Source organism: Streptomyces sp. NPDC057002 (assembly GCF_042673825.1).
Lineage (GTDB): Bacteria > Actinomycetota > Actinomycetes > Streptomycetales > Streptomycetaceae > Streptomyces.
Map to the genome: position 1 here is coordinate 467,959 of NZ_JBHURZ010000002.1, position 11,892 is coordinate 479,850.

The 11,892-nt window shown below is 72.3% G+C and carries 13 protein-coding genes; 7 read left to right on the top strand and 6 right to left on the bottom strand.

Annotated features, from left to right (window positions below; all coding sequences use genetic code 11):
- Position 1: 1 nt before the first annotated feature.
- The 4 genes from ACFT32_RS10225 to ACFT32_RS10240 all read right to left on the bottom strand — a co-directional run bounded on the left by ACFT32_RS10225 (position 2) and on the right by ACFT32_RS10240 (position 3,097).
- On the bottom strand, positions 2-691 hold the full coding sequence (locus tag ACFT32_RS10225) for an HAD family hydrolase (RefSeq protein ID WP_382487844.1): 690 nt from the start codon (positions 689-691) through the stop codon (positions 2-4).
- A gap of 9 nt (positions 692-700) precedes the next feature.
- Positions 701-1,402, bottom strand: a complete 702-nt coding sequence (locus tag ACFT32_RS10230; RefSeq protein ID WP_382487846.1) for a phosphatase PAP2 family protein — start codon at positions 1,400-1,402, stop codon at positions 701-703.
- 114 nt (positions 1,403-1,516) lie between these two features.
- A complete protein-coding gene (locus ACFT32_RS10235) occupies positions 1,517-2,452 on the bottom strand; it encodes a M56 family metallopeptidase (RefSeq protein ID WP_382487848.1) in 936 nt (311 codons plus the stop codon).
- Between the two features lie 111 nt (positions 2,453-2,563).
- Entirely contained in the window at positions 2,564-3,097 is a 534-nt protein-coding gene (locus ACFT32_RS10240) for a DUF5134 domain-containing protein (RefSeq protein WP_382487850.1), read from the bottom strand.
- A 162-nt stretch (positions 3,098-3,259) separates the two neighbouring features.
- On the opposite strand from ACFT32_RS10240, the gene ACFT32_RS10245 reads away from it, so the two are divergent.
- The 3 genes from ACFT32_RS10245 to ACFT32_RS10255 all read left to right on the top strand — a co-directional run bounded on the left by ACFT32_RS10245 (position 3,260) and on the right by ACFT32_RS10255 (position 6,676).
- Positions 3,260-4,924, top strand: coding sequence for an FUSC family protein (locus ACFT32_RS10245; RefSeq protein ID WP_382487852.1), 1,665 nt, complete (start codon positions 3,260-3,262; stop codon positions 4,922-4,924).
- 185 nt (positions 4,925-5,109) lie between these two features.
- Positions 5,110-5,643 carry a MarR family winged helix-turn-helix transcriptional regulator gene (locus ACFT32_RS10250; protein ID WP_382488851.1) on the top strand — a complete coding sequence of 178 codons (534 nt, stop codon included), beginning with the start codon at positions 5,110-5,112 and terminating at the stop codon, positions 5,641-5,643.
- A gap of 118 nt (positions 5,644-5,761) precedes the next feature.
- A complete protein-coding gene (locus ACFT32_RS10255) occupies positions 5,762-6,676 on the top strand; it encodes an N-acetyltransferase (protein WP_382487854.1) in 915 nt (304 codons plus the stop codon).
- A gap of 2 nt (positions 6,677-6,678) precedes the next feature.
- Here the strand turns inward: ACFT32_RS10255 and ACFT32_RS10260 are convergent, their stop codons facing one another.
- Positions 6,679-7,071 carry a VOC family protein gene (locus tag ACFT32_RS10260; protein WP_382487855.1) on the bottom strand — a complete coding sequence of 131 codons (393 nt, stop codon included), beginning with the start codon at positions 7,069-7,071 and terminating at the stop codon, positions 6,679-6,681.
- A 71-nt stretch (positions 7,072-7,142) separates the two neighbouring features.
- On the opposite strand from ACFT32_RS10260, the gene ACFT32_RS10265 reads away from it, so the two are divergent.
- Positions 7,143-7,691, top strand: coding sequence for a GNAT family N-acetyltransferase (locus tag ACFT32_RS10265; RefSeq protein WP_382487857.1), 549 nt, complete (start codon positions 7,143-7,145; stop codon positions 7,689-7,691).
- Here ACFT32_RS10265 and ACFT32_RS10270 read toward each other — a convergent pair.
- A complete protein-coding gene (locus ACFT32_RS10270) occupies positions 7,688-8,371 on the bottom strand; it encodes a glycerophosphodiester phosphodiesterase (protein ID WP_382487859.1) in 684 nt (227 codons plus the stop codon). The two genes, ACFT32_RS10265 and ACFT32_RS10270, sit on opposite strands and share 4 nt — an antisense overlap.
- Positions 8,372-8,621: 250 nt before the next feature.
- Here ACFT32_RS10270 and ACFT32_RS10275 point away from each other — a divergent pair, with 250 nt between their 5' ends.
- From ACFT32_RS10275 to ACFT32_RS10285, 3 genes are read left to right on the top strand one after another with little or no spacing between them, the layout of a single operon-like run.
- Positions 8,622-10,019 carry a DUF6421 family protein gene (locus ACFT32_RS10275; protein WP_382487860.1) on the top strand — a complete coding sequence of 466 codons (1,398 nt, stop codon included), beginning with the start codon at positions 8,622-8,624 and terminating at the stop codon, positions 10,017-10,019.
- Positions 10,020-10,069: 50 nt separating this feature from the next.
- Positions 10,070-10,819: an SDR family NAD(P)-dependent oxidoreductase gene (locus ACFT32_RS10280; protein WP_382487862.1), complete on the top strand. Its 750-nt coding sequence runs from the start codon at positions 10,070-10,072 to the stop codon at positions 10,817-10,819.
- Positions 10,816-11,886 carry a threonine aldolase family protein gene (locus ACFT32_RS10285; RefSeq protein WP_382487864.1) on the top strand — a complete coding sequence of 357 codons (1,071 nt, stop codon included), beginning with the start codon at positions 10,816-10,818 and terminating at the stop codon, positions 11,884-11,886. Before ACFT32_RS10280 ends, ACFT32_RS10285 begins: the two co-directional genes overlap by 4 nt.
- Positions 11,887-11,892: the final 6 nt, after the last annotated feature.

Below are 11,892 nucleotides of genomic sequence, written 5' to 3' on the forward strand. Positions count from 1 at the left end.
CTCAGCTCACCAGGTCCAGCACCGGGCGCAGCCCGTCCGGCCGGTCGGTCACCGGCAGATGGTCCACGAAGTGCACCCCGCAGCCCAGAGCCGTGGCACCGCCGTCCGCCCTGCGGTCGTCGCCGACCATCAGCGTCCGGCGGGGATCGGCGCCCAGCGCCTCACAGGCGGCGGCGAACAGCCGCGGGTCGGGCTTCTGGATGCCGTGCTCGTACGACAGGACGTACACGTCGATGTAGGGGTCCAGGCCGTGCGTGCGGAAGACCGGGCGCAGGTCCCAGCCGATGTTGCTGACCACCCCGACCGGGATGCCCCGCTCGCGCAGCGTACGGAGCACCTCGACGGCGTCCGGGTACGGGGCCCACGCGGCCGGGTCCATGTGGCGCTCGTACAGCGCGTCGTGCAACGCCGGGTCGGGCAGCGTGACCTGGCGGGAGACGCCGGTGTAGGCGGCCCGGTGCAGCTCGGCGCTCTGATCCCGGATCTGCCAGGCGTCGGCCAGTTCCTTGGGCACCCGGGCGGGATCGCCACCGCCCGGCAGCGCCCCCGCGGCCTCCAGCGCACGCGCCGCGGCGGCCATCTCCGCCTCCGCGAGCCGGATCGCGGTCCCGGCCAGGGTGCCGCGCAGCCAGGAGTCGGTGGACTCGACACGGAAGAGGGTCCCGGAGAAGTCGAACAGCACGGCGGTCATGGGGTGATCCTACGAGGGCGCTCCTGACTCCCGCGGGTGTTCTCCGATGCCGGCGCGCTGGTGCCCCCACACCGCCAGGGCCACCACCGTCGCGCCCAGCAGCCAGCCGCCCACCACGTCCGACGGCCAGTGGACACCCAGCCAGATCCGGGTCAGCCCGACCCCGACCACGGAGACGACGGCCACGATCAGGGCCGTACGCCACACGGCACGGCTCACACCGTGACGGTGCAGGAGCCACAGCAGGAGGCCGCACACGACCGTGGCGGTCATGGCGTGGCCCGACGGGTAGGCCGAATAGTGGGCCGAGTCGACGGGGTCGGGCCAGACCGGGCGGGGCCGGTCCACAGCCGCCTTGAGGCCCTGCTGCAGCAGTGTGCCCAGCGTGACGGCCAGTGCCAGCCACGCCGCCGTCCAGCGCGCCGCGAGCCGCACGAGGAGCCAGACGACGACCGCCGCGCACAGCAGACGCATCGTCCACGGATCCCACACCCAGTCCGTCAGGATGCGGAACGCCTGGGTGATGCCGGCTTCGTCGACCGCCCAGCGGTGGGTGGTGCCGGAGATGTCCTCGTCCGTGGTGATCAACGGGCTCCATCTGACCGCGACCAGGGTCAGAAGCAGAGCCGAGCACAGGGCCAGGACACCGGCGGAACCGGCGGCGGTGCGGTGCTCGGGACGGGGCGGGGAGTCCACGGACGGGGTGTGCATGATGCGATCCTCGCCGAACCCGGGGCTCCGGATCCAGTGCGGTGGTGATCTTCGGATCCAAAACCACGGACTTCGGCCACATCGAAAGCCTCGCGCCCGTGTCACATGCGCCGGCTATCCCAGCGCCCGCAGCCCCGGTACGAACGCCAGCAGCACCGGCACCACGGGCACCAGCGCGGCCGCCGCCGTCAGCCGCAGACGGTGTGCCGCGGTCAGCCGGTCCGGGGGAGTGAGCAAGCGGTGCACCCGCGCCGGGACATGGGCCTGCGGCGTCGGGCAGGGGCCGAACACACCGCGGTGCTCGTTCAGTTCGACCAGCGCCAGGGCCGTGGTGAGGCGTCCGAAGCGGCGGGAGGCCGTGTCGTCGGCGGCGAGTTCGACCAGGCGGTGCATCTCGTCGCGGAACGCGGCGAACACCGGCACCTGCGGAAAGCCGCCCGCCAGGGCCGAGGAACAGTTCAGCAGCCAGTCGTGCCGGGCCCGCGCGTGCCCCTGCTCATGGGCGAGCACGGCATCCAGCTGCCGTCCCTTCAGCCGGCGCAACGCGGCCGTGGTGACGACCAGTTGAGGCGGAGTGCCGGGCAGCCACCAGGCGTCGGGTCGCTCGCTCTCCAGGACGACGAGCCGGCCGGACAGGGCCACCTCGCCCGGCAGCAGCGGCGCCCCGACCAGCAGATCGGCGCGCCGGCTGCGGCGCCGGGCGCGCGCCCGGCCGACCTCGCGGACCAGCATCGCCGCGCTCCACAGACCTCCACAGGCCAGCGCCACCGCCGTGGTCGCCGCCCAAGGGCCCGCCGTACCGAGGGCATAGGCCTCGACGGCGGCGCTCGGCGCCGTCGCGAAGACATGCCCGCCGACCGCGTGCCAGGCCGCCGCAGCGCTGAGCGTCATGGACAGCGCACAGCACACGAGCACGGCCGCCACCGCGCACTGCCACACCCACAGCGCCACCACCGGCTCACGATCGGGCCAGTTGGCCCGGGCGAGCAGCCGGGGAGCCATCACGGCGGTCAGGGCGCCGAGCAGCAACAGTGCCGCGGGGAGCATCATGGGAGGCAGCCTATGAGCGCGGCGCCGCCCAGGGGTACGACTTGCGCCGCCGAAGTGACGCAGGCAACGGATCCGTACGGCGATCCGCGCGGTGCCACGAGGCGTTCCTGCTCACAGCGTCAGCAGCATGGTCACCATCGCGATCCCCATGGACAGCCGGCAGGCCCGTGCCAGCTCCGGCCGGTCGCCCCACCCGGCGGACCCGCCGCTCGCGGCCCCGCTCCCGGCCACGGCGGGCACCGGCACCAGCCGGACGCCGGTCAGCAGCACGTATCCGGCGAAGTACAGCAGCAACGCCCCCGTCAGCAGCGGAACTCCCGATCCGCCCTGACCGTGCGCGTGTGCGGGAGAGCCAGCCATGACGACGGACATGTAGACCATCGCGGCGGCTCCCGCCAGATGATGCAGATGGTGCGCCCCGGCACGCGCCGCCCACAGCGCGTGGACCGCTGCCGCCCCGAACACGAACGCGTACGCGAGCCACGCCCACGAGGGCGGGGAGAACACCGCCGCCGGAACCGCCATCGCCGCCATCCCGAACCCCATCAGCGCCTCGCCGCCGCTGCGCATCCGCACCAGGCAGTAGGCGCCGGTCGCCGCGCAGAGCGTCACCAGCAGCCAGCCGGACGAAGCCGGTCCGTGCACGCGCACCTCCCCGCTCGACAGTCGGTCATTCGATGCCCGGGCCATGCGGCGCGCACGCGAGCGCAAGGGTGTACACGGGGAGCATTCGACGGAGCACACCAGGTGAGCGCCTATGTCTGATGATTATGTTTCACGAGTAAAACACCTGCTAATCTTGTGGGAATGAGCAGCGCGAAACCCATACCCGTCTCCCCGCACGCCCGGCGACTCCCGCTGGCGGGTGTGCTGCGCGTCGGCCGGCCCTCCGAGATCTGGTTCAAGCCCGCGCTGAGCGTGGTCGCGGCGATCGCCCCGCCCAACCTCACCCTCCTGGCGCTCGGCCGGCTCGACCTGGCGATGTACACGATGGCCGGGTCCCTGTGCGCGCTCTACGCCCACAACCGCCCCTACGCCGCCCGGGCCGGGACCCTGGTGTGGGTAGTGCTCGGCATGCTCGGCGGGCTCGCCGTCGCCCTGGTCGCCGCCTCGCTCACCGGCAGCGCCGTCGTGCTGGTCACGGTCGGTGCCCTGCTGGCCGCCGCGCAGAAGGTGCTGTGCGACGCCACCCGGGTCGGCCCGCCGGGCAATGTCGTCCTCACATTCGTCAGCTCCGCCTCACTGTTCGCACCGCAGACGCTCGACCGGGTCCCCGGCCATCTGGCTCTGGCCGCCGCGACGGGTGCCTGGGCCTGGCTGGTCTGCATGGCGCCCGCACTGGTCCGGCCGCACGGCCCGGAGCGCCGTGCCACGGCCAGTGCGCTGAAGGCCGCGGCCGCCTACGCCGAAACGGGCGGCACGGGCGAGGGCCATGCCCGGGCCCGTGCCGCCGGCTACGCCGCCGTCCAGGCCGCCTGGCAGTCGCTGCTGTCCACCGGCGCACCTTCTCGGACCCGGCGCGCTCTCGAACGGCTCGTCGTGCGGGCCGAGGTCGCCCTCGCGGCACCGACGGAGTCGGATGCCGGCCGGCTGGGCGCGTGGGCCCGCGCGCTGCGCGGTACCGGTCCCGTCCCGCAGGCCGGTCTGCCCCGGGCGGCCGCGGACGAACTGCTCGGTGTGGACGCGGCCCGCTCCCTCTGGGCGCGGCTCGGCCCCCTGACCCCGCTCGCGGTGCGCACAGCGCTCGGCTGCGCACTCGCCGGCTACGCCTCCCTCGCCCTCGGAATCGGCCGCCCCTACTGGGCGCTGGTCACCGCCGCCTCGCTCTACCAGGCCAACATCGCCCTGACCTGGAGCCGGGCCGTCCAGCGGGTCGTCGGCAACGTCGTCGGCGTGCTCGTCTTCGCGGCCGTCGCACCGCTCGCGCACCTGGACCAGGCGGTCCTCGTGCTGTGCTGCCTCGTGTTCAGCTTCGGTGCCGAGGTGCTGATCAGCCGCAACTACTGGCTCGGCAGTGTCTGCGTGACCCCCATGGCTCTGCTCATCACCGAGTTCGCCGGATTCCAGAAGCCCGGCGAGCTGATGACGGAGCGCGTCGTGGACACCGTCGTCGGTGCCCTGGTCGGCTTCGTCGCCGCCGTGGCCGTCACCAACCGGCGCGCGGGCGACCGTGTCGAACGGGCCCTGGCCACCGCGGACCGGGCCCGCGAGTACGCCGCCCGCCTCCTGGCCGAGCCGGACCCCGGCTCCGCCGCCCTGGAGTCGGCCCGCCGCGGCCTCGCCGTCGCCCTGGCCGATCTGCGGGCCACAGCGGACGCCGCGGCCGGCGAATGGTGGCAGCGCGCCCTGCCCCAGGAGCGGGTCGTGCTCGCCGAGCAGTCCGGACACCGTACGCTCGCCGCTACGGCACGACGCCAGGGGCTGCTCCCGGAGCGGGGCACGGGCACGGAGACGGAGGACGCACGGCCATGACGGCGACGGAAGGACCATCGCCCACGGGGGACGACCCGGAACCCGGGCCGCAGCCGGCGTCCGGGGCCCGACGGCCGGGGGACGACCTCGCCGAGGGGCGTACGGCCGACCGGGCGCGGACGGCCGGAGGGGACCTGGCCGCCGGGGCCCACGAGGCCGGGGAGCAGCCTGCCGACGATGTCCCCGTGGTCGAAGGCGACCCGGCCGGTGGCCGGCGGGGCGACACCGTTGCCGGTGTCGTGCGGCAGTGGCAGGCCGTGCACCCCGGGCTCGACACCGGGCCGATGGAGGTCATCGGCCGGATCAACCGCTGTGCCGCCCTTCTGCAGCAGGCCGAGGACGCGCCGCTGCGCCGGGCGGGTCTGAGCCGTCCGGAGTTCGATCTGCTGGGCGCGCTGCGCCGCACCGGGCACGAACTGACCCCGGGGGAGCTGGCCCGGGAGACCTTCTCCTCGGGCGCCGCCGTCACCAAACGCCTCAAGCAGCTGACCGAACGCGGCCTGGTGGAACGCCGGATCGACAGCCGCGACCGCCGCGTCGCCCACCTCCGCCTCACCGACGCCGGACGTGAACTCGTCGACGGCGTCCTGCCCGCCCAGCTCGCCTACGAGACAGCGGCCCTGTCCGGCCTGGACGCCCCCGGGCAGGGCGAACTCGCAGCTCTGCTCGGTGAGTTGCTGAGCCAGCTGGAGGGACGCCTGGGCGCGCTGCGGGCTTGAACGGGACCGGGTGGGGGCGTCTGCCCCCACTGGCGTGCCGCACCGGCCCCGACGTAGCCTCACCCCGTACCGCACCGCGTGGCGGCCTCCAGCTTTTTCACCCGCCCGGAGGTACCCCATGCCCGCACTCGAGGTGCGCCCCTTCCGCCGAGCCGACCGCGACCAGCTCACCGACCTGGTCAACACGCACGTGGCGGCGGTCGTCCCAGGCGTCTCCGTCTCCGTGAACACCGTTCTCGGCGAGCTGGAGCGGCAGCCCGGCGAGTTCATCACCGACCCGTGGGTGGCCGAGCGGACGACGCTCGTCGCCGAGCAGCGCCGGTGCGTCGTCGCCGCGGCCCATCTGCTCCGCTACCGTGCGGACGCCGAGGTCGGCGAGACCTATCGGGACGTCGCGGAGATCAACTGGTTCGTCCACCGCCCGACGGCGTCGCACTGGCCGGACACCGACCGGGCCGCCGACCTGCTGATGCGGGCGTGCCTGGCACAGCTGGCCCGCTGGAACGTCCGCGTCCGGTACGCCGACGGCGCACTGCCCGCCCCGCTCGTCTACGGCCTGCCCCGCAACTGGCCCCACATCCGGGCCGTCTACGAACGCGCGGGATTCCAGCACATCGGCGACACCGAGGTCATCCTGATCGCCCGGGTCGCCGACCTGCCGGCGCACGAACCCCGGCCGGGCGTCACGGTCGAACGCACACTGGGGGAGTGCGGCACCCGATTCACGGCCTGCGCCGACGCGCGCGCCCTCGGCTTCGTCGAGGTGGACACGGCCCTGGCCCGCCCCGAACGGCACGCCCGCGCGGCGGGCCTGGCCGACATCGGCAACCTCCACGTCGACCCCGCGCAGCACGGCACCGGCCTGGAGCGCTGGCTTCTGGCCGAGGCCGCCGACTGGCTCCGCCTGTGCGGCGTGGACCGGCTCGTCGCCTACGAAACGGCCGCCGACAGCGCCAGGCTCGACCTCCTGACGGGCGCGGGCTTCCACGAATTGACCCGTACCGACCGGGGCTGGGAGCACCGCCCCGGGTGACCTCAGATGCCGGGCCGGTGCCGCATGGGGTGGTCCGCCGGGACCTCGACCAGCACGATCGGCGTCCCGTCCGGGTCCGCGATCCACATCTCGACCAGGCCCCACGGCTCCTTCACCGGCGGCCGCACGATCTCGACGCCCTTCGCCCGCAGCTCCTGCTCCGCCGAGGCCACGTCGTCGACCTGGAGCCAGAGCCGTACGGCGGGTGACGGGGGAGTCTCGGACCGGCCCGCGACCTCGAGGAAGCCACCGCCCGTGAAGTAGACCGTGCCGCGCTCGGCACCCGTGCCGAACTCCCGGTAGACGGCGAGGCCCAGCTGTTCGCCGTAGAAGGCACGGGACCGCTCGGGGTCGGACGGGCGGAGCAGGATCCGGCTGCTGAGTACATGCACCATGCACGAGAGCCTAGTGGCGGCGCTACTCTCTTCCCTGCCCGAGCCACGCCCCGAAACGGAGACGTACGCCCATGGACACCGCCGACACCGCCGACACCGGACTGACCTTCCGTGATGCCACCGACGCCGATGTGGACGAGCTGGTCGCGCTGATCGAGTCGGCGTACCGGGGTGACGACAGCCGGGCCGGGTGGACCACCGAGGCCGACATTCTCGAGGGGCAGCGGACCGACCCGGAGGGCGTGCTGGCCGTCATCAAGTCGGCCGACAGCCGGTTGCTGACCGTGGAGCGGGACGGCGGGATCGTCGCGTGCTGCCAGCTCGAGCACCGCGGCGACCACGCCTACTTCGGGATGTTCGCGGTCAGCCCCCGGCTCCAGGGCGAGGGCCTCGGCAAGGTGATCATCGCGGAGGCGGAGGGCCTGGCCCGCGCCACGTGGGGCGTGACGGAGATGCACATGACCGTGATATCCGTACGCGACGACCTCATCGCCTGGTACGAGCGGCGCGGCTACCGCCGTACGGGCCGGATGACCCCCTTCCCGTACGGCGACGAGCGCTTCGGCATCCCCCAGCGCGACGACCTGAAGTTCGAGCTGCTGGTCAAGAAGCTCGGCTAGGCCGTGAAGCGGCCCGTGCGCTTGATGTCCGGGTGGTCGGTGGTCGCGCCGTCCAGGCCGAACGCCCTCACGAGCCGCAGATGGTCCTGCGTATTGACCACCCAGCCGATGATCTTCAGGTCGGCCTTGCGGGCGCGCTCCACGGTCTCCAGGGTGAGCCGCCGGATGTTCAGGCAGACGGTCTCGGCGCCCACCGCGACGGCGCGGTCCACGATGTCGGTGCCGTAGCGGCTGGCGATCAGCGCGGTACGCACACCCGGCACCAGTGGCTTGATCTCGGCGATCGCCTCGTCGTGGAACGAGGACACCTCCACCCGGCCGGCCAGCCCGCGCCGGTTCATCACCTCGGCCAGCGCCCGCGCCGCCTGCGCGTCCTTGATCTCCGCCTGGAGCGGTGACTGGACGGCCTCCAGAACCTCCTCGAACACCGGCACCCGCTCGCCCCGGCCCGCGTCCAGGGCGCGCAGCTCGGCCAGGGTCTTCTCGGCGATGGGCCCGCTGCCGTCGGTCGTGCGGTCCACGTCCGTGTCGTGCATGACGACGAGCGCGCCGTCCTTGCTCAGATGCAGGTCGAGTTCGATGGCGTCGAGGCCGGCCTCCTGGGCGGCGACGAAGGACCGGAGGGTGTTCTCGGGTTCCACACCCATGATTCCGCGGTGACCGATGGTGAGGAAGTTCAAGACGCGACTCTCTTCCGTCGACAGGCGGCACTGGGGGCCTTACGGCCCACCTGGACCGTATCGCCTGTACCCGCCCTCTGCAGAGGGCGAGGGCATGGTCGGCGTACATACGGGCAGAAGCATGACCGGCAGGAAAAAGTGCGGCGAAGCCCAGGGTGAGGCAGGATAATTTTCGGAGACTGCCCTTGCTGGGAGGAACCTCGTGTGTATACGGTCGAGGTACGCGAGATTCTCCCGTGGAAGGTGGGACATGACGGAAATTCTTGTGCAGGTGGGTTCGGAGGACCTGGTTCCTCCCGTGGCCAGGGTGGTGGAGCACCCGGCATGGCCCGTGCTCAAGGATGCCGTGGAGCGGATCCGGCCATGGCAGTCCAAGGACGGGTCGATCGACTTCGACGCCGAGGGCGCGCCGGACCCCGGCGACGCCGAGCTGGCCGTCCGCGGGGCCGCCGACGCGGTACTGGAGCTCTCCCGGCTGCTCCCGCACGACGCCGCCTATCACGAGGCCCTGGTCAAGGACCTGCGCCGGTGGGCCGACGGCGGCTTCCAGGTGCCCGACTTCCTCGACTCCCTGCTGGCCTTCCAGCCCGCCGCGAGCCGCGCGGACGGCCTCCAGCACCTGGTCGTCTTCCCGATGTACACGCAGAACGGCAACCCGGACCGCAACCTCGAAGCGGTCGTGCTGCGCATGGTCTGGCCGGACTGGCTGGCCGAACTGGAGCGCACGCGCTACGACAACCCGCTGTTCTGCGGCATCAAGTTCGAGGACTTCACGGCCGGCTACGACACCAACTCCGCCGTCCTGTTCCCCGAGACCATCGCCGTGCGCGAGGCACCCGAGCGGTTCAGCTGGGGCGGCATCTTCTGCGACCGCGAGGCCGCCCGATTCCGCCGGGTGACCGACGCCGCGGTCGACATCCTGGGCCTCGAGCTGCCCGAGGACGTCGCCGCGATGGTCCACGACCAGAAGCGCTGCGAGGAGGCGTTCGTCCTGTGGGACATGGTCCACGACCGCACCCACAGCCACGGCGACCTGCCCTTCGACCCGTTCATGATCAAGCAGCGGCAGCCGTTCTGGATGTACGGCCTGGAGGAGCTGCGCTGTGACCTCACCGCCTTCAAGGAGGCCGTGAAACTGTCGGGCGAGGGCGTCCCGCAGGCCCGTGACGTGCAGGTCGCGGTGCTCTTCGACCGTATGTTCCGCTTCCCGGTCACCGGCGAGCGCGTGCGCAACTACGACGGCCTCGGCGGCCAGCTCCTCTTCGCCTACCTGCACAAGCACGATGTCGTCCGCTGGACCGACAACAAGCTGACCATCGACTGGGAGCGCGCCCCGCGGGTCACCAACGAGCTGTGCGCCGAGATCGAGCGGCTGTACCGCGACGGCATCGACCGCCCCAAGCTCGTCCACTGGTTCGCCGGATACGAGCTGGTCTCCACGTACCTCTCCCCGCACCCGGGCTCGAAGTGGGCCAAGGGCCCCGAGGCCCTGGATGTGACACAGCCGCCCCGGAAACTCGTCGATGACGTGCTTCCGGACGAGTTTCCGCTGAGCATGTTCTATGAGGCACTGTCCAAGAAGCTGAAGAACGTGATCGCCTCGACCAAGGGCATCACGGCGGACGGCGCCGAGCGGATCGCCGCGTGAGCGGCGGAAACCTCCGCGGAACCGAGAACACTGCTCAGGAGGCGAAGAAGATGGCGGGGAACGGAGCTCTCAGCGGTGCGGTGATCGCGGTGGCCGGCGCGGGCGGGCCCGCGGGCCGCGCGGCGCTGCTGCGACTGGCCGAGGCGGGGGCGACCGTCGCCGCCGCCGACAACGATCCCGAGCGGCTCGCGGAGGCCGTGGACGCGGCCCGCTACGCGTCGGGCGGCGCCACCGTCACCGGTGAGCCCGTCGACCTGCTGGATCTCCAGTCCACCCGGGACTGGGCCACGCACATCGAGAAGGACTTCGGCCGCGTCGACGGCCTGGTCCACCTCGTGGGCGGCTGGCGCGGCAGCGAGACCTTCATCAAGACGAGTCTCGACGACTGGGACTTCCTGGAACTGCTGCTGATCCGCACCGTGCAGCACACGTCACTGGCCTTCTTCGAGGCCCTGCAGCGCAGCGAGCGCGGACGGTATCTGCTGATCAGCGCGGCCGGTGCCACCAAACCGACCGCGGGCAACGCCTCGTACGCCGCGGCCAAGGCCGCCGCCGAGGCCTGGACGCTCGCGCTGGCCGACGCCTTCCGCAAGGCGGGGGGTGCCGAGGGCCCGACGTCCGCCGCCGCCATCCTGGTGGTGAAGGCGCTGGTGCACGACGCGATGCGCGCCGAGCGACCCAACGCGAAGTTCGCGGGCTTCACCGACGTCAAGGACCTGGCCGAGGCCGTCGTGGGTGTCTGGGACAAGCCCGCCGCCGAAGTGAACGGAAACCGTCTGTGGCTCACCGAGAAGCCGTGAACCCGCCGAAGACCGACGCGCGCCGCCATCACGACCCGGAAGTCCGCGGTTTCGCCAGCGACAACTACGCCGGCGCCCACCCGGAGGTGCTCGCCGCCCTGGCCCTGGCCAACGGCGGGCACCAGGTCGCGTACGGCGAGGACGCGTACACCGAGAACCTCCAGAGCGTCGTCCGCAGCCACTTCGGCGCCACGGCCGAGGCCTTCCCGGTCTTCAACGGCACCGGAGCGAACGTCGTCGCCCTCCAGGCGGTCACCGACCGCTGGGGCGCGGTGATCTGCGCCGAGAGCGCGCACATCAACGTCGACGAGTGCGGGGCTCCCGAACGGGTCGGCGGCCTGAAGCTGCTCACCGTTCCGACGCCCGACGGCAAGCTCACGCCCGAGCTGATCGACCGGCAGGCGTACGGCTGGGACGACGAGCACCGCGCGATGCCGCAGGTCGTCTCCCTCGCCCAGACCACCGAACTGGGCACGGCCTACACGCCGGACGAGATACGCGCCATCTGTGAGCACGCCCACGCGCACGGCATGAAGGTGCACGTGGACGGCTCCCGGCTGGCCAACGCCGCCGCCACCCTGAACGTCCCGATGCGGGCGTTCACGTACACCGCCGGCGCCGACCTCCTCTCCCTGGGCGGCACCAAGAACGGTGCCCTGTTCGGCGAGGCCGTCGTGGTCCTGAACCAGGACGCCGTCCGCCACATGAAGCACCTGCGCAAGCTGTCCATGCAGCTCGCCTCCAAGATGCGCTTCGTGTCGGTGCAGCTGGAGGCCCTGTTCGCCCGGGACCTGTGGCTGCGCAACGCCCGCCACTCCAACGAGATGGCCCAGCGCCTCGCCGCGGGCGTACGCGCCGTGCACGGGGTGGAGATCCTCTACCCCGTGCAGTCCAACGCGGTGTTCGCCCGCCTGCCGCACGAGGTGACCGAGCGTCTGCAGAAGCGGTTCCGTTTCTACTTCTGGGACGAGGCCGCGGGCGACGTCCGCTGGATGTGCGCCTTCGACACGACCGAGGAGGACGTGGACACGTTCGTGGCGGCGCTCAAGGAGGAGATGGCCCGCTGACCCGTG

What these genes read in the sequence shown, in the direction of transcription:
- ACFT32_RS10225 (WP_382487844.1), bottom strand. Translation starts at nt 691, where the DNA reads ATGACCGCCGTGCTGTTCGACTTCTCCGGGACCCTCTTCCGTGTCGAG.
- ACFT32_RS10230 (WP_382487846.1), bottom strand. Translation starts at nt 1,402, where the DNA reads ATGCACACCCCGTCCGTGGACTCCCCGCCCCGTCCCGAGCACCGCACC.
- ACFT32_RS10235 (WP_382487848.1), bottom strand. Translation starts at nt 2,452, where the DNA reads ATGATGCTCCCCGCGGCACTGTTGCTGCTCGGCGCCCTGACCGCCGTG.
- ACFT32_RS10245 (WP_382487852.1), top strand. Translation starts at nt 3,260, where the DNA reads ATGAGCAGCGCGAAACCCATACCCGTCTCCCCGCACGCCCGGCGACTC.
- ACFT32_RS10255 (WP_382487854.1), top strand. Translation starts at nt 5,762, where the DNA reads ATGCCCGCACTCGAGGTGCGCCCCTTCCGCCGAGCCGACCGCGACCAG.
- ACFT32_RS10260 (WP_382487855.1), bottom strand. Translation starts at nt 7,071, where the DNA reads ATGGTGCATGTACTCAGCAGCCGGATCCTGCTCCGCCCGTCCGACCCC.
- ACFT32_RS10265 (WP_382487857.1), top strand. Translation starts at nt 7,143, where the DNA reads ATGGACACCGCCGACACCGCCGACACCGGACTGACCTTCCGTGATGCC.
- ACFT32_RS10275 (WP_382487860.1), top strand. Translation starts at nt 8,622, where the DNA reads ATGACGGAAATTCTTGTGCAGGTGGGTTCGGAGGACCTGGTTCCTCCC.
- ACFT32_RS10280 (WP_382487862.1), top strand. Translation starts at nt 10,070, where the DNA reads ATGGCGGGGAACGGAGCTCTCAGCGGTGCGGTGATCGCGGTGGCCGGC.